At 50.0% G+C, this 23155-nt stretch carries 17 protein-coding genes; 5 read left to right on the forward strand and 12 right to left on the reverse strand.

The annotated features are described in order from the left end of the window. Position 1: 1 nt before the first annotated feature. The 3 genes from MRBLPE1_RS28045 to MRBLPE1_RS28055 form a co-directional block, all read right to left on the reverse strand. A complete protein-coding gene (locus MRBLPE1_RS28045; protein WP_364152192.1) occupies positions 2 to 895 on the reverse strand; it encodes a hypothetical protein in 894 nt (297 codons plus the stop codon). 1 nt (position 896) lies between these two features. Continuing rightward, positions 897 to 3071 (reverse strand): NAD-dependent epimerase/dehydratase family protein, encoded by a 2175-nt coding sequence (locus tag MRBLPE1_RS28050; RefSeq protein ID WP_364152195.1) that lies wholly within the window; start codon positions 3069 to 3071, stop codon positions 897 to 899. Positions 3072 to 3496: 425 nt separating this feature from the next. Next, a complete protein-coding gene (locus tag MRBLPE1_RS28055) occupies positions 3497 to 6220 on the reverse strand; it encodes a right-handed parallel beta-helix repeat-containing protein (RefSeq protein WP_364152198.1) in 2724 nt (907 codons plus the stop codon). A 462-nt stretch (positions 6221 to 6682) separates the two neighbouring features. On the opposite strand from MRBLPE1_RS28055, the gene MRBLPE1_RS28060 reads away from it, so the two are divergent. The 4 genes from MRBLPE1_RS28060 to MRBLPE1_RS28075 all read left to right on the forward strand — a co-directional run bounded on the left by MRBLPE1_RS28060 (position 6683) and on the right by MRBLPE1_RS28075 (position 11314). Next, positions 6683 to 8278, forward strand: a complete 1596-nt coding sequence (locus tag MRBLPE1_RS28060; protein ID WP_364152201.1) for a histidine kinase N-terminal 7TM domain-containing diguanylate cyclase — start codon at positions 6683 to 6685, stop codon at positions 8276 to 8278. A 41-nt stretch (positions 8279 to 8319) separates the two neighbouring features. After that, positions 8320 to 9687, forward strand: a complete 1368-nt coding sequence (locus MRBLPE1_RS28065) for a TrkH family potassium uptake protein (protein ID WP_364152204.1) — start codon at positions 8320 to 8322, stop codon at positions 9685 to 9687. A gap of 83 nt (positions 9688 to 9770) precedes the next feature. Beyond that, positions 9771 to 10478: a futalosine hydrolase gene (locus MRBLPE1_RS28070; RefSeq protein ID WP_364152208.1), complete on the forward strand. Its 708-nt coding sequence runs from the start codon at positions 9771 to 9773 to the stop codon at positions 10476 to 10478. Beyond that, on the forward strand, positions 10475 to 11314 hold the full coding sequence (locus MRBLPE1_RS28075; RefSeq protein ID WP_364152211.1) for a 1,4-dihydroxy-6-naphthoate synthase: 840 nt from the start codon (positions 10475 to 10477) through the stop codon (positions 11312 to 11314). The genes MRBLPE1_RS28070 and MRBLPE1_RS28075 overlap by 4 nt, the downstream gene beginning before the upstream one ends. Before the next feature lie 435 nt (positions 11315 to 11749). Here the strand turns inward: MRBLPE1_RS28075 and MRBLPE1_RS28080 are convergent, their stop codons facing one another. The 9 genes from MRBLPE1_RS28080 to MRBLPE1_RS28120 all read right to left on the reverse strand — a co-directional run bounded on the left by MRBLPE1_RS28080 (position 11750) and on the right by MRBLPE1_RS28120 (position 20457). Further along, positions 11750 to 12130, reverse strand: a complete 381-nt coding sequence (locus MRBLPE1_RS28080; protein WP_364152214.1) for an ArsR/SmtB family transcription factor — start codon at positions 12128 to 12130, stop codon at positions 11750 to 11752. A gap of 1 nt (position 12131) precedes the next feature. After that, positions 12132 to 12560 (reverse strand): SRPBCC family protein, encoded by a 429-nt coding sequence (locus MRBLPE1_RS28085; protein WP_364152217.1) that lies wholly within the window; start codon positions 12558 to 12560, stop codon positions 12132 to 12134. Positions 12561 to 12808: 248 nt separating this feature from the next. Next, positions 12809 to 13147 (reverse strand): FlxA-like family protein, encoded by a 339-nt coding sequence (locus MRBLPE1_RS28090; RefSeq protein WP_364152220.1) that lies wholly within the window; start codon positions 13145 to 13147, stop codon positions 12809 to 12811. A gap of 112 nt (positions 13148 to 13259) precedes the next feature. Next, entirely contained in the window at positions 13260 to 14450 is a 1191-nt protein-coding gene (locus MRBLPE1_RS28095; RefSeq protein ID WP_364152223.1) for an amidohydrolase family protein, read from the reverse strand. A gap of 28 nt (positions 14451 to 14478) precedes the next feature. Beyond that, a complete protein-coding gene (locus MRBLPE1_RS28100; RefSeq protein ID WP_364152226.1) occupies positions 14479 to 15195 on the reverse strand; it encodes an ABC transporter ATP-binding protein in 717 nt (238 codons plus the stop codon). Continuing rightward, the gene (locus tag MRBLPE1_RS28105) at positions 15182 to 17011 is read right to left on the reverse strand and encodes a branched-chain amino acid ABC transporter ATP-binding protein/permease (RefSeq protein WP_364152229.1); all 1830 of its coding nucleotides are present in this window, start codon (positions 17009 to 17011) and stop codon (positions 15182 to 15184) included. Before MRBLPE1_RS28105 ends, MRBLPE1_RS28100 begins: the two co-directional genes overlap by 14 nt. Before the next feature lie 25 nt (positions 17012 to 17036). Then, positions 17037 to 17918 (reverse strand): branched-chain amino acid ABC transporter permease, encoded by an 882-nt coding sequence (locus MRBLPE1_RS28110; protein WP_364152232.1) that lies wholly within the window; start codon positions 17916 to 17918, stop codon positions 17037 to 17039. Positions 17919 to 17946: 28 nt separating this feature from the next. After that, on the reverse strand, positions 17947 to 19188 hold the full coding sequence (locus MRBLPE1_RS28115; RefSeq protein ID WP_364152235.1) for an ABC transporter substrate-binding protein: 1242 nt from the start codon (positions 19186 to 19188) through the stop codon (positions 17947 to 17949). 27 nt (positions 19189 to 19215) lie between these two features. Next, the gene (locus MRBLPE1_RS28120) at positions 19216 to 20457 is read right to left on the reverse strand and encodes an amidohydrolase family protein (protein WP_364152238.1); all 1242 of its coding nucleotides are present in this window, start codon (positions 20455 to 20457) and stop codon (positions 19216 to 19218) included. A gap of 255 nt (positions 20458 to 20712) precedes the next feature. Here MRBLPE1_RS28120 and MRBLPE1_RS28125 point away from each other — a divergent pair, with 255 nt between their 5' ends. Next, a complete protein-coding gene (locus MRBLPE1_RS28125; RefSeq protein WP_364152241.1) occupies positions 20713 to 22395 on the forward strand; it encodes a PucR family transcriptional regulator in 1683 nt (560 codons plus the stop codon). Positions 22396 to 23155: the final 760 nt, after the last annotated feature.

The following is a 23155-nucleotide window of genomic DNA, read 5'->3' on the forward strand; positions in this document are numbered from 1 at the left end:
GTCATGCCCCTTCCGACCAAAACCTTACCATGGTGAGGGCCCGGTTCGAGAGCCTCAACGGTGACTTTTTTAGTGTTTCTATCGTTGTGTGCAGCTTATCCACCGATTTTGTCATAAAATACAGCTGAACCAAGCTAAGATAGGCATCCTCGCTGTGGGGATATCTCTCGATGTACGCATGGCAGGTCTCCTCGCTTGCAATAAATTGACCCAGCTCCATCTCCGCATTCAGCTTCTCGGCAAACGCCGATTCCACATCCTCCGAATTGGAAATTAGCTGTTCTAAAACTGCAACATACGTATATTTATATTTCCGTGAGGTACGTTCATCCAAAAATCCGCTGCGCATAAAGCCTTTCAGCACTTCCGCATATGCACGCAGCAGATGCTCGTCCGTTTTGTTTTGCTCATACTGTACAGAAAGCTCCTGAATCGATATCGAGAGCTTCCTTTTCGCCTCCATAATCGCACTAACGGCATAATGGGAGGTTTCCGTATCTTCATTGCTAACGGCCGTTTGCAAAACCTCAAGATAATTAATGGAATCCTGCTTCAGAACATCGATCATGACTCTGCGCCTTGCAGAATGTTCGCTGACAATGAGCGCATCCTCGATAGAAATGATGTTTAACTCTTTTTCTACTTCCATCTTCTTGTGAATGCCTATGTTGCTTACAGACATCTCTTCCTGCTGCTTTACGATATATTCGTCCAGCTTCTCGCCGGCATGGTTAAACCAACGTCTCGGCCAAAACACAGGCAAGAGCCACCCGATTACTGGAAGCAGCGTAACAATGATCATCCTAAGCAGCCATTCCCGCATAGATTTACGGTGGATTAGAAATAAGCCGAATGCCGACAGCAGCACGTATATTCCGTATAATAACCCAATCATATTAGAGCTCCCCTTCGACAACTCTCATGCTGATTTCTTGTTGCGCAAAACGAGATAGGACAAAGTTAGCATCTTCTGCCGCCGAGTTGGAAAGGATGACGACAACTTGTCCTTCTTTTACCGAACCGATATAATCCGTCTCGCGCAGCATGCTTGCAACCTTTTCCGAATATTGCTTCAAGGACATTTGGCCAAGCTCGCCTTCCAGTAACAGATAAGGTGTATTGTGCATGCTTTTTGCCTGTTTCTTGCTTGACAGGATTTCTTCGAAAGCCTCTTTTCGCAATACAGAGGTACCCTCGATAAACCTGCGGCTTTCCGTTGCATCGAGATACGCAAGCGCGCGCGACAGAGCAGAAGAAACCAGATCAGAGGTAACTTTAAACAAGTTCTGATAATAGAGCGAAAACTTATCGATAGACATGCCTTCTATGGAAATAAATGCCGCAATCGTTCCATCATGATAGATCGGCACGCTCATCAGCGGCGCATGGCTATTAAGCTCTTTATTTACAAATACCTTGCCGTCTGCCAACATTTTCTGTAAGTAAGCATGGTCTTCAAGACGCAATGACTTGCTTACTGCCGCCCCCGAATCATTCGTATTCGCGACAAGTCGCATAAACGAGCGGTTCGGACTGACCGTATAAATGGATACGGTTTGCACGCCCATAATCGATTTGACAACGTTGACCGTTGCCATAAACACCTTCTCAAGCTCCAAGCTCTCCAGCTCTTTCGTAATCGAGTGGATTTTCCCGAAGCTGTCACCGCTGTTCAAAATTCGGTGCTGCAATTCGTCCTTCACTTCGCGAACCTCAGTATACACGCCGTTCAAAAACTCGTATCTATTTTCCAGTTCCACGATTTTTTGCTCTTTGGCTTGAATAATGCCGTTCTTCCGTTCCACCGAGTAACCAACGACGAGTCCGATAAACAAATAAATGGCCAGCTGGAAAAAGAAGTCCGTATCGTACATCAAAGATACAATTTCATGACCGTCATCAAGCTTTTTGAATAGAAATAACCCGATGGATAATACAACCGCTAGAATAGATTGACGATTACCATAGATAATACCAATAATCGTAATGTAAAATAATTCAACATCAATCAGCCCGTATGCACTGCTTTGTTGGCTGAGCACGATCCAAGCCGTTAGAGCAAAGGCCAGCAAGTTCTCGAAATAAGGCTGAATGCTCTTAAGCCACTGCCGCTTGGATGATGTCTCCGCCACTGCGCTAACTGCGACTTCGCGCTTTGCCTGATTCGATTTGAACCACGCAAAGGTACGCTTCAAACCTTCGTTCGTATCATACATCGGAACCCAGTCCAGCTCGTTTTTAATTTTCTCGTTGCTCAAAGTCGACCGTTGGATATCTCCATCCCTGCGGTCCGTGTGATGAACCTCTTTCACATCGTGAAGCTCCTTCAACACATCAACCAAGGAGTTAACGCTGCGTTCCGTATTCGTCGATAAATTATAAATGCCTGACAGACTAGTATATGAAGCGCGGTAGATCGCATCCGCTACATCCTCCACATAGATAAAGTCTCTCGTCTGTTCGCCATCGCCATGAATAAACACGGGCTGCTCCGAAATGATCCGATCCATAAATATAGAGACTACGCCGCTTTCGCCCACGCTGCCCTGACGCGGTCCGTACACATTGGAAAACCTAAAACACACCGTTTCTAAATCATAAAGCTGTTCCCATTTCAAACAGTAGGATTCGCCAACCCATTTGCTAATGCCGTAAGGCGAGATGGGGTTACAAAGATCCGTTTCTACTAGCGGCAATTTATCATTCATGCCATAAACCGCAGCCGATGAAGCGAAAATGAATTTTTTAACCTTATATTTTTGAGAAAGTGTAAGCATATTGACCAAACCCAGCACATTCGACTCGGTATCCAGTCTTGGATTGCTCACGGAGTCGGCAACGCTGACCTGAGCAGCCAAATGAATAACCGCGTCAAAGCGGTTAGAACGGAATATTTCCTCGCATTTTGGATCCTCAACGGATAGTTGATACCCTTTATGCTTAAAAGTAACGTTTTCTTTTCTTCCGGTTAATAAATTATCTATTATGAATACTTCATATCCTTCTTTATGAAACCTATCGGCAACATGAGATCCGATAAATCCATAGCCTCCTGAAATAAGTACTTTCACGACTCCACCCCGTCTTTATAATATGGATATTCATTACAATAAAAAACTTTATGCTCTAACCGGCTTATCATTTTTGAAAGGCAAGGGCGTCATATTACAAGCGGGGAAATGATCCTATGCAGCTTTAAGAATAGATGTGGCAAAGAGATAAAGTCTTGTTATTTCGACTATTAATTGTATGTAAATGTCGAATGCTAACTTATGATAACATACGTGATTCGTTTCGACTACGAAATAACAATTTTTATGTAGAATTTTGAGAGATTGCTCAATTCCTTGAAATAAAATCTTTTATATTTCTACAATTTCAAACAAAAAACCTCTACATTCGACAATATTCGGGAGATCACTTCGATCATTTGTCTCCCGATATTATCGTCTATAGAGGGTTATTAAGACTAGGTCAAAAGAATTATATTTTCCTTTTACTCTTTAACAATAGCGAATGACTTCATTACGCCGTCGTTAGGAAGAATTGTTTTGGTTGAATCAGCAAGCACCACGCCAATCGAAACGGAACCGTCCACCTTTAGCCCCAGCACATCGAGCGGAATTGCAAACTCTATGATTTCTGTTTTTACGATATATTTCTTAGTTGTTTTTAATGAATCTATTTTTCTCCACGACCAATCGCTTCCCGAGCCCGAGTACGCGTATAAAGTACCATTCTCTAATAGAAACTCTGCACCGCTCTCTGCCAGCTTCGTTGATTGGTAACCTGTTTTTACGCTGCTGTCGGTATTGAAGTAAACCTGAACCTTAACTGATAAATTACTGCCTTGTAGAAGTACATTCAAATTAGAATTCGCATGGACTGCCTTAAGAGATTTAGGATTCGAATCGCCAACTATGAATTCCGAAACTTTGTTCCAATCGGCTGTTTCTCCGTCCACGACAATGGTTGTCTTCATTGGTTCCGGTGTCGCCGTCGGTGTTGGCACCGGTGTTGGCACTGGTGTTGGTACTGGTGTCGGTACCGGTGTCGGTACTGGTGTTGGTACTGGTGTTGGTACTGGTGTCGGTACTGGTGTCGGTACCGGTGTTGGTACCGGTGTCGGCGCTTGCGTCGGAACTGGCGTAGGAGTTGAAACGTCAGGTTCTGTCCCCGTCCCTACTCCAATCACAGCTAAATCTCTGCCCAGAGGCAGTTTCTCAGCGTTTGAATCATTCCATACGTATCCTGCTGAAACTGGCGACCCTTGTGAAATACCGATATCGGAAAGCGCAATCGATACTTCAATTACCGTATTGGTTTTTACATATTCTTTAGCTTGTAAAAGATTTTTTACTTGTATCCACGACCAGCTCGTGCCGCCGGATCCATTATATTTATATAGAACACCATTTTCCAATAAATAATCGGCACCGCTGTTTGTCCAGTACGGCACTCCAAAACCGCTATCCTTGTTTTCATCCGTATTAAGAAAAAATTGTCCTTTTTGCTCAAGCAAGCTGCCGTATACATAGAGCACGAGCTTATCATTAGTCATCAAAGCTTTTAAATGCTGTACGTTGCCGGCTCCCTCGGCCAATAAAGGAATACCTTCCCAATCTGACAGATCGCCATCAACCAGGATAGCAGGAGCTTCAGCTTCAGTCTCTTCTCCTGGAACAATTATAATAGGATCCGTATCTGGAATTTGCGGTTCTTCCACAGGCACAGTCGGCGTTGGCGGCATAAACTCACTAGCTCCAATATCTACGCTCTTGCCTTGGATTCTAAGCTGGCTGCTGAAATCCATTGTTCCATTAAGATCTGGTCGTGATATTCCTTTATCAATAGCAGGGGAAGTATCCTTCAATTGAAATTGACAGTTCTTATCGACCAAAAGCGGATCAGAGAAAATAGAATGGACATCGTTTCCCGTTGCTTTTTTATAGGCATCCCAAGTAGTATAGGAACCGCTCTGCCAACTCCAAGGAACAGTGTCAGGCTCGCCCGCGCGGAATAATAAATTGTAGTCGACAATATTACCCGATCCGCTGCTGTTTGATTTATGAACAAAAGTCTTTTTCGGGCTGCTATAAACAATGTTATTCATGATTGAATTGTTTGTGTTGTTCCATTGCAAGGTAATTTCGCCGTATCCCTGATTTAATGTGTCATTTTCTATCAGCGTATTATTGGAAATGATATTGTCTGCCGCCCCGCCATTCGAGGAACTAGATCCGCCCATAATAATGCCTGCGCCATAATTATGGTGAACAACGTTGTTGCGAACTGTAATTTTCCGGGTTAGTTTGCCGAGCTTCTCACTCGCTAATTCAATGCCAAAATCGCTGTTGAATACAATATTCCGTTCAATAATAACTTCTGTGCCGCCATCCACATAGATGCCGCCTGCTGCATGGACTCCCTTATATGCAGGGTTTGTTGAAGAGTTAATGTTATAAACGGTATTGTCGGAAACGATCCCGTTTCGCGCTTGATCAATACACGATGCAGTACATGCCCCATAGAATCCTGCTATATCAATGCCTATATTATTATTATCATGAACAATGTTGCGAATAACGGAGAAACCATCAATATTACCGCTTAGCGTTACCGACTCGCTGTAGCCCGTTACTAAATGATGAACCTCATTTCCGCTAATCGTGACGTCTCTTATCGCTGTGCTTGAGTTTCCATAAACATGAATGCCATGCGCGTTGCCGCTGGCAGCGCTGTTTGAAATATGATGCACGTTGTTATTGAGGATATTGATGCTTTGTCCACCCTCGCGCACTCGAATTCCAGCCGGATAATAGGAGCTGCTTGAGGTCGTTAGGTTCCGAACCTCAAACCCATCGACGATAATGTAGCTGGCATTGCTTAAATAAATTAAAGCATTTTTCCCGCTGCCTACACTAAGGCCTGTTCCATCCAAAATCGGCGTTTCTCCCGGATAAGCCTGAAAGGTAATGAAGCCAGCCTCTTGCGAGCCGGAAGTCTTGATCGTTACGAATTCCTTATAAATACCACCGCGCACATAAACCGTGTCCCCGGCCAGCACCGTATTTGCTGCCTTTTGAATCGTTTTCCATGGCAATTCCTTCGTACCGGGGTTACTATCGTTACCGGTTGCGGATACGTAATAAACATAGCCTCCCGATGCTGCTTCGACTCGCGAGCCCGAAACAAACGGAAAGGATTCTACCACTAACATGATGATCATAAATACTAGAAAACAAAGCTTTACGTACTTAAGGCCTGCTACGCGTTGCGTGTGTATCTTCATAATGGAATCAGCATCCTTTCTATCCAATATTCAAAATATTGGTGCAGCAAGCCTTTTGTTTTTACTAAATTATAGCAGAATTGACTTGTGTGTTCATGAGTTAGATATCACTCTTTTAAAATAATGCGTATACAAAAGATCATTTTTTGTAGAATTATGTATGCAAACTTATTCTCCATGTTATATCCTTGCTCCTTCAAATAGAATAAATATTTATTTAGGTTATAAATACGATAGGTAAATTTATGTTTATTAGCGTCGCATAACCGCGAATTATATAATATTTTGATGAAGAACGAGCTCATATGGTAAAATGTGTCGTAGCCTATACCCTTGCGCGGTCAGGCTGTAACGACAATAAACTATTATTCCGCTACATTGGAGCCTCTTATGTTAATAACTAAGGATACCCCTATTTCCCAGTATATTATTTTTGTCGTCATTTCCGGCGTTCTTAGCGTGCTGCTTGCCATATATGCTTACAACAACAAGAAAAAGTTCACGGGCATGAGAGTATTTATGTGGTCGACCATTTTATCCGCCGTTTATACGTTCGCTTTTGCTTTCGAGCTTGCTAGCGGATCGCTTCGCGAGATCCGTTTTTGGTTAAATATCGAATATCTTGGCATGCCGTTCATCTCTCCCTGCAGCTTGCTGCTGGTCATGCATTATGTAGGCATAGATAAATTCGACAAGTTCAAGAAGTCATGGATCTTTTTTGTCATCCCGGCGATAACGCTGCTGATGGTTTCGACCAATGAATTTCATCACTTGTTCTATAAGCAGCTATTTTTGCATCCAAACGTCGCCACTCCCATGGTTGATGTAGTGCCCGGTCTCTGGTATTACGTTCATGGAAGCTATACCTCCGGATCGATGTTTGCCAGCCTATTTATATTATGGCGTTATTGGCGAAGGACAAAATCAGTGTACCGCAAGCAAATAATAACGCTCGCCATCGGCATAACGCTCCCTATGCTGGGAGCACTGGCCTATGTACTCGGTCTTACTCCGCTTGGCATGGATCCTGTGCCGATTCTGATATGCATCACATCAACCCTGTATGTTACATCCATTTTCTCGACATCGCTGCTTACCGTTGCTCCTATTGCGCGGGAGCATATTTTCGAGAGTATGCGAGATGGAGTGCTTGTGCTAAATCTAGAAAACCAGATCATGGATTTTAACGGAGCGGCAACAAAAATCATTCCGGCACTCTCACCTAAAGCGATTGGGCAACGGCTGGATCATATCTGGAAGCGAGGCGCGGACACCGGGGCATTCTCGTTTGGCATAGACGATACCTTGGATCATGAGCAGGAGCTGAAATGGGTACGTGGCGGAGAAACATCCTATTACCGGATAAGATCCTCTAAGCTTCTTAAGCCGAACGGGCAGCTGGCGGGCAGAACCATCGTAATGATCGATGTAACGGAACATACGCTTCTCCAAAACAAGCTGCGCTATCTCGCTGAAATCGACGGGCTCACTTCCATTTATAACCGTACTTTTTTTATGGAAAAAAGCAGGGAGCTGCTGACTGCCGCCCATTCTACAAAGACGCCGCTCTCTTTTATTTTGCTTGATATCGATCATTTCAAACAAATCAATGACCGTTACGGCCATAGCGTGGGAGACTTCGCGCTCCGGCACATCGTCATGATCTGTCAACAAATTCTTCCTCCTAATGCTCTATTCGGCCGGTATGGCGGCGAAGAATTTGCCATCAGCTTACCGGATATGCCGCTTGAGCAGGCGGGGCAAACCGCTGAACACCTCCGTGCAGAGATTGCCGGCAATCCGCTTTACAGCGCAGCTAAAGCGATAACCATCACAGCCAGCTTTGGCGTGACGCAAGCGCGCACTGCGGATGTGCCGCTGGAAGCGCTGCTAAGCGAGGCGGATATCGCTCTTTACCGCTCGAAACATAGCGGACGGAATGCGGTCCATCTATCCAACCAAGGCATTGTACATGCAAATCATTAGATTTAAACATACTAGCATAAAAAGGGGAGGTGGGATAAACGATGCTTAAAGCAGAAAAACTGCGCGATATATTGCGGTATCGACCAAGCCCGCCACAAGTCATGACCTTCGGCTTTATATTAATTATTCTGGTTGGCGCCCAGCTGCTGTCACGGCCAATCTCCTACACGGATGAGGCTTCGGTAACCTATCTCGATGCCTTGTTTATGTCGGCCAGCGCCACCTGCGTGACAGGGCTTACCGTACTGAATACCGGCACGCACTTCTCCACCTTCGGTCAGGTCGTCATTATCGTATTAGCCCAAGTCGGCGGACTGGGATTTATGACGATGGCGACCTTATTTGCTTTGCTGTTCCGCAAACGGATTTCATTCCGTGAGCGTCTCGTGCTGCAGGAATCGATGAACTACGGCTCCACCGAAGGCATCGTGCGCATGATTCGCAAGGTATTGCTTTATGCCCTCGTCATCGAGCTATCCGGCGCTATACTGCTAAGCAGCTACTTCATGCTGGAAATGCCGCTTGGGAAGTCGATTTATTTTGGCATCTTCCATAGCATTTCGTTCTTTAATAACGCCGGCTTTGATTTATTCTCCCAATTTCCAGAGCGGGCAAGCAGTCTCATTCATTATGTAGAGGATCCGTTCGTAAATATCGTGTCCATGCTGCTTATTTTTTTCGGAGGAATTGGGTTTATCGTGATTTCGGAGCTCGTTACCTATCCAAAAAACCGAAAGTTCAGCCTGCACAGCAAGGTCGTTTTATCGGTTACAGGTGTTCTTACGGTCATTGGAGCCGTTGTTATTTTTGCCCTTGAGTTCTCCAATCCTCAAACGCTGCAGCCTTTGTCGGCTGTCGGTAAAGTGCTAGGCGCTTCGTTTCAATCCGTAACCGCGCGTTCCGCTGGCCTTAGTACGTTAGATCCCGGCATGCTGCGCGAAGTTACGCAGTTTTTCCTTGTCCTTCTTATGTTTATAGGCGCTGGCCCAGGCTCCACGGGGGGCGGTATACGGGTGACAACCTTCGCTATTCTAATCGGATCGATCATTGCAATGATCCGCGGGAAAGATGATGTCGTTCTATTTCGTTACCGCATTGCCAAGCATCAGATTCATCAAGCCATCATGTTCACCATGATCGCATTCTCGATTATTTGCGGAGCGACGATGCTTCTATCCATAACGGAAACCGGGTCTTTTCTCGCGATATTGTTTGAAGCAACCTCCGCTTACTGTACCGTCGGCATGTCTGCCGGTTTAACGAGCCATTTAAGCGATATCGGCAAAGTCATTATCATATTGCTTATGTTTGTCGGCCGCCTTGGACCTGTCACGCTTGCCTTTGCGCTCAATACGCGCTCGAAGAAAGAGCTTTACCGTTTCCCTGAAGGAAAAATCACGATCGGCTAGCCGCCTATTTGCAATGGCGATTTGACGGGTGATACGATAAAGCATGACCAGTCAGAAGCCTTATTAAAGGAGCTTTCGTTCTTATGACCGTACATTCCAATATACAAGATGGTAAAGCAGCCGAGGCCGTAACGGCCGGGAGCAAGCGCGTATTGATCGTGACGGCTGTGGATGCGGAGCGCGACGCCGTGCTTCGCGGCTTGCAGGGCATACCGGACGTAGATGTCATCGCAGCCGGAGTAGGAGCAGCCGCTGCGGCAGCACGGACCGCGGCTATGCTTGCTCCGTCAGCCATTGCATACCGCTTAGTCATTAGCGCAGGCATTGGCGGCGGATTTGTTGGACAAGCTGAGATCGGCTCGCTTGTCGTCGCAAACCTTATCGTCGCTGCCGATTTAGGAGCAGAGACGCCGGAGGGTTTCCTCAGCTTGGACGAGCTCGGCTTCGGCTCGGCACGCATTCCTGCCAGCGCAGCATGGAGTAACCGGCTGTTCGACGTCATCCATTCTGCCGGCTTACCCGTGTGCAGCGGCCCCATTCTCACGGTAACGACAGCCACCGGCACGGCAGCGACTACCGCTGCTCTTGCTGAGCGCGTCAGCGGCGCCGCTGCCGAAGGCATGGAAGGCCATGGCGTTGCGGTCGCCGCGGCTGGATTTGGCATTCCTGTCACAGAAATACGCGCCATTTCAAACGCGGTTGGTCCGCGTGACCGTGCTGCATGGCGTATTGGCGAAGCATTAGCCTCATTAGAAGCAGCAAGTAAAGCCATACGGGAGGTATTAAAATGAACATCGCTTTTTCACCCTGTCCGAATGATACATTCGTCTTTCACGCTTGGGCGCATGGCCTAATCGAAGGTGCGCCAGAGCTGGATGTAACGTATGCCGATATCGATATTACGAACAATTGGGCTGCCAAGTCCAAAGGCCCCGAGGTGATGAAAATATCTTATGCGGCATTGCCTTGGGTACTGTCCGATTATAAGCTGCTGCCTTGCGGCGGCGCGCTAGGCCGGGGCTGCGGCCCGCTCGTTTTAACGAAAAACAGCGAAGGCGAAGAGGCTAATCCCGCCTCCCTATCCGGTAAACGCGTAGCCGTTCCGAGCGAGCGCTCGACCGCCTATCTCTTGTTCCGCTTATGGGCAGCCAAGCATGTCCCGGGCGGGGTTGGCGAGATTATCGTGATGCCCTTCCATGAAATTATGCCCGCCGTTCGCGACGGCCAAATCGATGCCGGACTGGTCATCCATGAAGCCCGCTTCACTTATCCCTCTTACGGGCTGAGCATGCTGACTGACCTTGGAAGCTGGTGGGAGTCCGATACCGGCCTGCCGATCCCGCTCGGAGCTATCATTGCGAAACGCTCGCTGGATACCGATGCGATTACCGGTTGGATTCGCGCATCCGTCAAGCATGCCTGGGCTCACCCGGCAGAGTCCCAATCCTATATTATGATGCATGCGCAGGAGCTCTCACCCGATGTAGCTGAGCAGCATATCGATCTCTACGTCAATGAGTTTACTGCCGATTTGGGCGAAGACGGATACGCGGCGATCACTGCCCTGCTTGGCCGCGCTGCCGAGGAAGGCCTCGTGCCGAGCTTCGACCTGTCGCTGCTGAGATAATTCAGAAGGTTCGCCGATGAAGCTGCTGCTCTACTCTGCTTACACGCTCACTCTTCAGCGAATAGGGTTCATGCCCGCTTTGGTGTAGCATCGGCTGCCGTTATCGTCAATCGAGCCTGCTGCATCGCAGTTGATGCCGCTGGCGCGATTAATATCGGATCAGCAGCAACAATCCACGCAGAACAGTGTAGATTATACAACACATGCTGCAGCTTATTGGATAACGTTACGCTTCATTGCATTTTATACAGAGCATAACCGCCAGAAACCCCCAGACTCCATGGAGTTTGGGGGTTTCTACTGTATATACTACACCGCTTGAGACGGCTCCGTGCATGGCGGCTATTTGCCTTGCCATGAAAGAAGAGACTGTCTCCTTAGGTCTTCGACCTTCGAGACAGTCCCTTCTTTTGGAGCCGCGGCTTACTCTTGCTATTATTCGCCGGAATCGCGATCCACTGCCTTAAGCGGGCCAAACGAATCCGCATCCGAGGGATCTTCGGTTTCCACGAAGCGCTTAAGCGCCGACAGTTTATTTTCCCAGTAACGCTCATAATAAGCCAGCCAACGTTTGAGCTCAAGCAGCGGTTCCGGATCAAGCCGGTAGCGCGTTTCCCGCCCGACCTTCCGGTCCTTCACGAGCCCGGCATCGGCAAGCACGCGCAAATGCTTCGATACCGCTGTCCGGCTCATCGTAAAATGGCCGCTGATGACCGTGACCGGCAGTTCCTCATCGCCAAGCAGATGGAGCAGCTTCCGGCGCGTTGGATCCGCGATAGCTTGAAAAACGTCATGCTTGGGTGCTGGCTCAGCCATATTAGGCCTCTACTTGCTTGCGTAGTTTTTCCACGATGCCAACCCAGCCGCCCGACATTTTGCCGCGCACTTCCTCGTGGGGTTGGCCAAATTCAGTAACCTTATCCGCATCCCAGCCTGCATGAATAAGCGTGAATTCCGTTTTGCCCGCCATGTCGGTAAGCTCGAACGTCAAGGACCAGTCCTTGCCCCATTCGAAGGTTAGTTGGTTAGGAGGGTCCAGCACAGTAACCTTGCAAGGAGAATTTCCGAAGGGACCTGCCTCCAAATGAAATTCATAGCCCAGCTCCGCTTGAAAGTTGTTCGGCATGAACCATGCCGCAATGCCTTCTGAGGTAGCAACCGCGTCCCATACCTTCTGGATCGGGGCGTTAAGTACAAGCGTTTGTCTGATATCAGCCAAAGTGTTTTGCGTATTATTGTTTTCCATTCGATAACCTCCAATAGGTGAGTATAAAGATATAATCTCGCAATTATGAAACCATTTGGTTTCGCATTTTGATTATATGACACCTTTTGGTTTTATGTCAAACGGAAGAGTAGATGTCTCTGCTAGTCTGCCCTGTCCCTTAATCCCTATGCCGTTGAAATTGTTTTTTGGAAAACCCGGAACAAGCGCCGTCTTGGCAAAATAAAATGGGCTGATAGAAATTCAGCCCATTCCTTTTGCTTTATGGCTTATACACGCATGTCGAACGTCCGGTCGGAATTTGCTACCGGCCCTGCTGACGGTTTCGAAATTTGCGCACTAGCTTGAGCCTCGGACCGGCTATCGCCGCCAGCAGCGCTTGCCTTCGTCTTTTGCTTTGCTATCTCTTGCTGCAATTGCTGAATTTGATGCTGGATGACCTGCGCCTTTTTCTCTTTGGCCGCTTGGTCTTCCTTGCTGTCATTCACTTTTTTGAGCTCGGCCTGCAGGCCCGATAGCTGCCTCTCCAAGCTGGATGTGTCGGGAGATGCCGATTGGTAAGAGGAATAAGCGGATGGGCTGCTGCTTGTTAGAGATGATAGGTTCATTGCGTTTCTCCCTTTCTGCGATAGCGTATTACGAAAGGCTAATCATACAGAAACATACTGAACGCAGTATGAACGAGCACTCAGCCGCTTCAACATAGTCCGCCTCCCGCCGCTAGCGGTATGAAATCTCTTTTGCCGCTTCGGCCCATTTGCCGCCTGCCAGCTTGCCACCGGAGAATACGGCTTCGCGTTGAGGAGCGGACGCAATAGCATGCTTTGCATTCGCCGCGGGAACCAGAATGAAGCTTGCGGCATCCCCCTCCTTGGGCGTTAACGGGCCCGCGGAAATAAGCGGATAGGTTTGCAGCAGCTGATCATCCAGTATCCAGCCGAATTTCTCAGCCAGCTTCGCGCCTCTCGCGAGCAAATCACCGTTGCCGAACGGACTCCAGGCATCAAGAATATTGTCTGATCCGACATGAACCGTTACGCCCTCGGCGACGAGCTGGTCGACGCGCGGCATCGGCCTATCGAGCGGAACGCTTGTAATAATCGCCACATCGTTTGCTTTCAGCTGCTGCGCAAGCTCTCTCGACTCCGCTTCGGTTACCTGTCCCAGGCAATACGCATGGCTGACTGCCGTTCTGCCGCCTTTGCCCGCTTGTGCCGTTAAATCGGCAAAACGGCTGATCGTATACAAGCCGAGGTGCCCCGGGTCATGCAAATGGAGATCTACGCCCGCATTGAACTCGGCGCTCAGCTCAAATGTCACATCCAAGCACCGGTCAACCTGCCGGTCCAGACCGGCAGGATCGACGCCGCCCACATATTCGGCGCCCGCTCGAAGCGCGTTCTTCATGACCGATACGGAATCCGAGCGCAGCAACCCCTGCTGCGGGAATGCAACGATTTCGATATCCATAATACCCCGGTATTCCTCACGTACTTGAAGCACATCCTCCAAATGAGAAATCCCGATTTGCGGATCAACATCGACATGCGTCCTGATTTTCGTCGTTCCGTGGCTAAGCAGCAGATCAATAAGACGACGGGCGCGTTCCGCTGCCGTGGTCGGCAGCGAAGCAAGCATGGACTTCTCGAACGCCAATTGCCCGGGCAATGTTATGAACGGCTGCAGCGGCCTCCACGGTTCCCCCAAAAAATGTTTATCCAAATGAATATGCATATCGGTCGTTGCCGGCAAGTATTGCAAACCCCCGGCATCCCTTGCGTCGCCTGTATTTACGCCTGCCGAAGCATTATGGCTTGGCGTGATGCGCGAGATAACCCCTTTTGCCAAATCTATCGATAGATCGAACAAACCCTCATTTATACGAATGCGGTTAATTTGTGTTATGGACACGTTCGTCACCCTCTGCTTTATCATTTAGTTAATGCGCGCCCAAATAAGCTTTGATCATACGGTCGTCATGGAGCAAAGCGGAGGATGAACCATGCAGCGCGATGCTTCCGTTATCTACGACGTAGCCGCGCTTCGCAATGGATAGCGCCTTATGCGCCATCTGCTCCACAAGCAAAATTGTGGTACCGTCATTAGCTAACTCTTTGATGGTCGCAAAAATTTCATTTACGATAATGGGCGCAAGCCCGAGCGACGGCTCGTCGAGCAGCAGCAGCTTCGGCTTACTGATCATCGCCCGCGAGAGAACCAGCATTTGCTGCTCGCCGCCGCTAAGCGTGAACGCAAGCTGGTTTCGCCGCTCGTGCAGACGGGGGAACCGTTCGAATACAAGCTCCAGCTCCTTTTCGAATTGCTGCTTCGATACGGATCCGATTTTCTTTTTGAGCCCCATACGCAAATTTTCGACGACCGACAGCGTACCGAATACCTCGCGCCCTTCCGGTACGAGAGATACGCCGAGATTGGAGGTTTTGTTCGCCGAAAGCTGGGTAATCGGCTTGCCTTCCAGCTCGATGACACCTGCATTCGGACGAACAAGGCCAAGCACCGATTGCAGCAGCGTCGTTTTGCCGGCGCCGTTCGAGCCGATGACCGCGACAATTTCGCCTTTGTTCAGCTTAACGTCAATGCCCTTTAATGCATGGATAGCTCCGTACCGAACGTCCAATCCTTTAATGTTCAACACTTGCGGCCACCTCCTCTCCGCCCAGGTAAGCCTGAATGACGCGCGGATCGCTCAGCATCTGCTCCGGACTGCCCGTTCCAATAATTTTGCCAAAATCAAGCACTGTCACCGTATCCGATACGCGCTGGACAAAATCCATATGATGCTCGATCAAGATGACCGTCATCCCTTGCTTAATGAGACCCCGCAGAAGCAGCTCCAGCTGTTCAATCTCTGCTGCCGTCATTCCCGCCGCCGGCTCATCAAGCAGCAGCAGGCTTGGCACAGTCGCTAATGCGCGGGCAATCTCCACCATCCGCTGATGTCCGTATGGCAGCTGGCTCGCCGGCATATTCCGGTCCCCTTCATACCCGATGAGGTCCAGCAGCGCATGCGCGCGCTCCTTCATAAGCCGTTCCGTCCGCAGCTGCTTCGGCGTTCTAAGCAGGGATGCTCCTAAGCTGCTGCGTTCCCGCTTGGTCATGCCCGTCATCACATTCTCAAGCACCGACAGCTCCTTGAATAACCGGGAATGCTGAAACGTTCGGGCAATGCCACGCTGTGCAACCGCAGACAGCGACTTAGGAATGAGAGGCTGCCCATGCAGCGCAAATGTCCCTTGCTCGGCGCTGTACAAACCGGAGATCACGTTGAGCAGCGTAGTTTTGCCGGCGCCGTTCGGACCTACCAGCGAGTGAATCGTCCCCGAGGCTACCGTGAGGCTTACATCCTTCAAGGCATGCAGCCCGCCAAAATGCTTATTGATTCCTTCGAGCACCAGCATCCGCTTATTCTCTGCCCGCACCGATGCGGCAAATAACTGCTTTTCCTCGCCATTTCCTCTGGCTGAAGTCCTCTCTCCTTTAGGAGCAAACCGACTCAGCAGCGGCGCCAGCCACCCTGCGACCGTACCGGCAATGCCCTTCGGCAGGAAGTACAGTACGGCGAACATAATGCCGCCGTAGAGTGCCATCCGCAGTTTTTCCATATCGAGTACCTCAGGTAAAAATACGATAATCGCCGCTCCGATAACCGGTCCCAGCACTCTGCCCGCCCCGCCCAAAATAACAATCAGCACCAGCTGAACGGAAGTCTGAAAATTGTACGTATCCGGGCTGATAAAGCTGTTAGTATGCGCATAAATAGCGCCCGACAGGCCTGCCAGCACCGAACTGATTGCGAATCCCGCGTATTGGACCGCAAATTTGCGAATACCGAGGGATGCAGCGGCAATTTCATTCTCCTTCGTCGCGATCATCGCCCTCCCCCAGGAGGAGCGTCGCAAATTTCGGGCAAGCAGCAGCGCAATGACAGCAACTGCCAGAACGAATATATACATGCTCTTCAGATCGAACGTGTACGCGGCGACTTGCGGCTTCGCAATGCCGGAAATGCCGAGCGGACCGCCTGAGAAGCTGTCCCAGCGGATCAGCACCTCATGAATAACGACGCCAAAGGCGATGGTAATCATAGATAAGTAGACGCCGCCAGCCCGAATGGTGGGGATCGCGATAAGACTCCCGATAATCAAGGATACCAGCATGCCGACCAGCGCCACGGTCCAGAACGATAGGCCGTATTTGGTGCTGAGAAAGGAAGACATGTAAGCGCCAATCGCCATAAGTCCTGCATGGCCGATGGAAACAATGCCGCAGTAGCCGATTAAAATATTCATGCCCGTGCATGTGATGACGAAGATTCCGATCATAAACAATAGATTTAAATAATACGTGTCGACCATCCAAGGCCCCGCGGCAAGCAGCCCTAAGGCTGCGAGTCCCGCCACCCATCCGGCGGCCGTGCGGTAACCGAAGCCTCGCTCTATAAGTTGATTCATCTGCGCACCCCCTGACGTTCCGAAATTATACTTTTACAATCGTTTTGCGCGCATTGAAGAGGCCCATCGGCTTCCAATACAGCACGAGAATAACCAAGCCGTAAACAAACATCTCCCGGAATGCCGTCGAAATGTACTGCCCGATGAACGCCTCCGAAATGCCCAAAATCAGACCTGCGGCAACGATTCCCTTCGGATTGTTGACGCCTGCGAGTATCGCGACGGATATGGCCTTAAGCCCGAGCGGCAGCCCGATATCAACCGAAACCGCATAATTGGTAGACATCAAAGCGCCGCCGATGCCGGCCAGCAGACCGCTCAGCACATAAGCGACCGCAACGATTTTGTTGCTGCTCACGCCCATGATCTCAACCGCGGTCCGGTTGTCGGCCGTCGCCCGGAGCCATAGGCCCCAATGCGATTTTTTGTAAAACAAGATGAGCAGCACCAGCAGGATGCCGACAACCGGCAGAAAAATAAATTCCTTCCAGTAGATGCCTGCGCCAAAAACACGAAGCATCCCGTCGCCAACCGGAGAAGGGGTTACCCCTTCGTCCGGTCCGTTAATATAAAGCGCGACGTCTTGAATAATAATGCCTACCGCTATCGTACTAAGCACCCACTCGATCGAATTCGCGCCCTTGTCGAACTTGCGGATCGCAAGTCTCTCTATGCCTAAACTCAGCAGCCCTACGATTAGCGCAGCAAGCGCGAATGAAACGAGAAAGGGCAGGTGCCCGAGCTCGGCAAAGCCGAACATAAGCACCCCGCCAAGCATGACAAGCTGACCTTGCGACATATTCAGCGTTCCATTCACCACAAACGTCAAGCTGTAGCCGAGCGCAATTAAGGCATATAGACATCCGACCGAGAGCCCGCTAATGACGAGCTGGAGTATAAGCGACATGTCCATCCCTCTTTCTTTGTTAAATGACTTATTGCTTGTCGGAAATAACCAGCTTGCCGTCCTTCCATACGCACATCAGGTAGGAGTTCACATCAACCGCATCGTGGTTTTCCGGCGTAAAAGCTTGCTCCCAATCCTTGATCACGCCGCTGTAAGAGCCGAGCCCCGTTTCGAGCGTATTTTTGATCGCCTCGCGGTCCTTGGCCAAATCGCCGGTCAAACCTGCCTTCTCAATCGCTTGGAAAATCATCATCGCACCGTCATAGCCTTGTGCCGCAGAAGCGAAGGTCGTTGGAATATGACCGAATTTCGCCGTAAAGTCTGCCAAAAACACCTTTGCTGTCTCACGCGTTTGATCCACGTTGAAGTTGGCCGTTTGAATGGCGTACGTGCCTTCCGCCAGCTCCTTGCCCACCTCTTGCGCGCCTTTGTTTGCCATACCGTTCTCGCCTACGATCGGCACCTTCCAGCCGAGCTTATCCATCGCTTGCAATACATAACCGTTAGCCGCGCCTTGGCCGAACAAATAAATCACCTCGGCTCCCGCTTCCTTCGCCCGGTTAACCTGCGCCGTCATGTCTTTATCCTTCGCGTTGTCAAAGGACTCAACAGCCACCGGCTTCAGTCCTTCGCCTTCAAGCACCTTCGTCATGGCCGCTGCGGCGCCCTTGCCGTAACCGCCGTTTTCGTGCAGGACTGCAATATTCGTTGTGTTAAAATGCTCTTTAATGAACTTAAGCGCGTATTGCGCCGTAATATTCGCATTCATCCGCACGCCGAACGTCCATGGCATGCCCGATTCGACCGATGCGGGAACATTGGAGGTAGCTACCATGAACGGGAACTTCTCTTCCATAATGATCGGCGACTGCGCCAGCATGACCGTGCTGTGAAAACCGCCGATTGCGGCAAGCACCTTTTCCTTTTGGCTAAAATCACGGATAATGCTGATGCCGCGCGTCGGATTTTGCTCGGTATCGCGTACTACGAGCTCAACCAGGCGTCCATCGATACCGCCTTTTGCATTGATTTGATCGACCGCTACTTGAACGCCTTGATAAAGATTGACCGAGTTCATCGCGTTATCGCCCGTGGCTTCCGTAGACATGCCGATCAAAATCGGCTCCTTGCTTCCCGCACCTTCGCTCGTAGCAGGCGCATTTGCCGTTTCCGTTTCGCTGCCGCTTCCGCCTCCGCATGCCGCCAGTACCCACATCATGACGACAACAAATAACCCCAGCGACCACTTCTTGCCCGTTAGCTTCATCATCCGAAAATCCACTCCTCTATTTTTCTTTTATAAAAGCCCATGTACTTGGCTTGCGACCTGCGTTTCCGCTGTTTTTACCCCGCGTTTCCATACCGTTCGGCGCTCCGGCTTATCCAGAAGAATGTCGCGCTCGGTCGGTACGGAGAACAACACCATATCCGCTTCCGAGCCTTCTCGAAGTCCATAGTTTCTTAAGCCGAGAGCCCTGCCAGCGCCTTCTGTCAGCATCTGAATCAGTTGACGGGCGTCGGCATCCCCGCCCATATGCGCGGTAACTGCCAACAACCAAGCCGTCTCCAGCGGATCGGCTTTGCCGAAAGGCGTAAACGGATTGCGCACGTTGTTGACACCGATGACGACATTTACGCCCTTCTCGAGCAGCAGGCCGACCGGCGTAAGCCCGCGGCGCGGCCTCTCCCGTTCTCCCCTGCCATTAATGAACAAATCCGTCGCCGGCAGGCTCATGATATGCAGGTCCGCTTCTTTGATCCGATCCGCAACGGACATCGCGCGCCCATGCTCGAGCGAACCAAGCGAAGTCACATGCCCCGCGGAAACAAGTCCCTGCATGCCGGCCGCAATCGTTCTGTCCGCAATTTCGGCAATCGCCAGCTGATCGGGGTTATCCGAGAAATCGGCATGGAAATCGAGTGGCTTTCCATGCTTCTCCGCCATATCGAACACAAGCTGCAGATGGGCTTGCAAATCCGCATCTTGGTACGTAATGCCTCCTACCGCATCGCCGCCAAGGCGCAGCGCTTCTTCCATAAGCTCTGCCGTACCTGGGCTTTTGAATATCCCCTCCTGCGGAAAAACGACGATTTGCAAATCAAGCGCATCCCTTACCCGCTCCTTCAGCTCAAGCGCGGCCTCAAAAGCGGTTAGCCCCAGGATTGGGTCAACCTCTGCTTGGCAGCGCATGTGGGTAACGCCGCTGCGAACGGCTTCCCGGATAACAGCAAGCGATCTCGCCTGCATGTCTTCCTTCGTAAAGCCATGCTTCATTTCCGCAGTCATTTGAATGGCGTCCTGCAGGGATGCCGCCTCATGCTCCATCCGCGAGAGCAAATAGGCCTTCTCGAGATGAATATGCGGTTCCACGAATCCCGGCAGCAGCATTCCTCCTGCCCCTTGCTCCCTATGCAGCGCATCCGGTACGCTCTCTCCGCCGCTAGGCGCTATGTAAGCAATCCTGCCTTTTCGGACGCCAACATCCATGAGCCTCGCTTCATTTTGCAAGCGCACCTTTGTAAGAAGTAAATCCAGCAACCGCCTCACCTCTGTTTATCCAATGTCATTGGTGCAACGAGCCAAAACATTCGGTCCCGCCTGCCAACTCTCATGTGATGTTAATTAACATTAAATCCCTTGAAAGAAGCATAACTTCTTGGATGCTCCCTGTCATTGTTCAATAGGTCCAAAGCTTCCTATGACATTTGGATCATTCGTCCAGCATACTCTTTACAACCCCCAAATTTGATGTTAGTTTTTATATCATTATTAGGAATGAGAGGATGGACGAGAATGCTGCTTGAGCAATTGCTATCCCACGCGATTTTTTCCAAATCGCAAATTATCGCAGGACGGAGCGGCTTATCGCGTGCCGTTCAAACCGTAAACATCATGGATGCCCCCGACATCATCCATTTCTTAAGGCCCGGAGAGCTTCTGCTTACAAACGGGTATTTTATGAAGGAAAATCCTGAGAGCCTTCTTGAGCTGATGACCAAAATGGATCAATTGAAATGTTCCGGGCTGGCCGTCAAAACGAAGCGGTTTGCGCTAGCTATTCCGCAGGAGGTGATAGATGAGGCCAATCGGATCGACTTTCCGATCATCGAGATTTCTTCCGTGGAGCATTCACTCGGGGAAATTCTGCAGCGCTCGACCAGCGTCATTTTAGATAACAAAAATGATGAGTTGCAATATTCCCTCACCATTCATAAGCAATTTTCCGCGATGATTATGAAAGGAGACGGCATTCCCGAGATCATAACCGCGCTCACGCAGCTGCTGAACTCGCCCATTCTGCTGCTGAGCAGCAAGCTGCAGATGACCGCGCAGTCCCAGCATTTCAAGCAGCCGCGGATGCAGCCGCTTATTTCCGCCGCCGAGGCCATGCTGAGCGGACTTCCTGCCATTCAAGCCGCAGCGCAGCTCTGCTTGCTCGATCCTGCCTTGCGCGGCTATCGCTATATGGAGCTGTATCCCATATTCACCTACAGACATGAGGGATATCTCATCGCTTTCCAGCCTAAGCAGGCTGCGTCCAATCAATATGGTTTAACGCTGGAGCAGGCCTCTAATGTCATAGGCATGGAGATGACGAAGCGGCAGGCCGTCAAGGAGCGCTCGCGCCGTTACAAAAACGAGTTTTTCTCCGATTTGATCGACGGTTTTATCGGCTCCGAGCAAGAGGCACTCCATCGCGGCAAAAAATACGGCCTTAAGCAGAAGGGCACATGGCTGCTGCTCGCCGCACGCAAGGACGAACAAACCGGCGCCCAGGCAGGCATGCCAAAAAACGCTGCGTCCTTAGCCGACGAGCGTCTTATTTCCGAGCGGGATTTGCAGTATGAGCTGATCAAACGCCATTTTTCCACGCTTGGCGAGGTTTTTGTCATGTTCACGAAAAATGATTTGTTCGGCATGCTTGTCTTCATTCAGGAAAAGCAATGGGAGGAAACCCGATTTCTGAAGCAGCTGGCTGCGATGACCGTTCTGCTATACGAGCAGTCCCAGCTCAGCGTCTCGCTTGGCATCGGCAATCCGGTAACGAATGTGCTCGATATCGGACTCTCTTATAACGAGGCCGTCAAAGCGCTGCAAATCGGTTATCAAATGAAAAAAACGAGGTTTATCCAATCGTATCAGTCGAAAGATATCAGCTATCTGTTCCGGATGATCCCATACGATGAGCTGAAGCAGTTTTACGAGGAGACGTTCCAATGCTTCTCTTCCGCCGAGGAGAACGAGCAAAAAGAGCTGATGCGCACGCTGAATGTTTATTACGATACGCAGTGCCAGCTTGTTGAGACGTCGAAGCAGCTTTTTGTGCATCGCAATACGGTCATCTATCGGCTTGATAAATGCGAGAAGCTGATGGGCATCAAGCTCAAGGACCCCGGGGAGAGCCTCCGCTTCCGCATAGCCTTCGCCATCGAGCCGCTCCTGCGGGTTGGAAGAGGCGAAGCGGCACACCGTTAATGCGGATCGGTGCGGTACGTGCCGCGATTGCGAGCAAAGCCGCTTGCTAAATATCTGGCGTACAGTGTAGTTTCTGCATCAGAAACCTTACCATTCCGGCTGTGCGCCAGCTACGCTGCAGAAAGTGCAGCAGATTCGGCCTCAAACTCCGTTTCAACCACGTATCTACCCCATTCTATTGCACTAACTGCAGCGTACCTCGAAACTTTCCCGCATTCCTCCCGTTCTGCTGCACAAACTGCAATGTAGACCGACTAGCCATCCATGCCTCATAAATCCGCCCAACAGCTGCCCCCGCAACGCATCATTCCTTCCACAAACAACGACGCACGCCGAGCTGCTTGCCCCCAAATGTTACTCTATTGCACAAACGGCACACGGCAGAGGAAGCAAGCTTCCTTCCTCGGGCTCACCTTTGTCCTTATTCGTTCTTATCTGTATTTATCCGTATTTATCCGTGTTTAACCGTCTTTATCCGTATTTATTCATCTTTATCCGTCCTTATCCGCAGCTAGGCTCATGGCGTATAGTGTAGTTTCTACATCAGAAACTTTCCTTTTACGCAAACACGCCAGCTACGCTGCAGAAAGTGCAGCAGATTCGGCCTCAAACTTTGTCTCAGCCACGTAGCTACCCCTTTCTATTGCATAAACTGCAGCGTACCTCGAAACTTTCCCGCATTCCCCCTGTTCTGCTGCACAAACTGCAATGTAGACCGACTAGCCATCCATGCCTCATAAATCCGCCGAACAGCTGCCCC

The organism is Paenibacillus sp. LPE1-1-1.1 (assembly GCF_040676435.1).
Lineage (GTDB): Bacteria > Bacillota > Bacilli > Paenibacillales > Paenibacillaceae > Pristimantibacillus.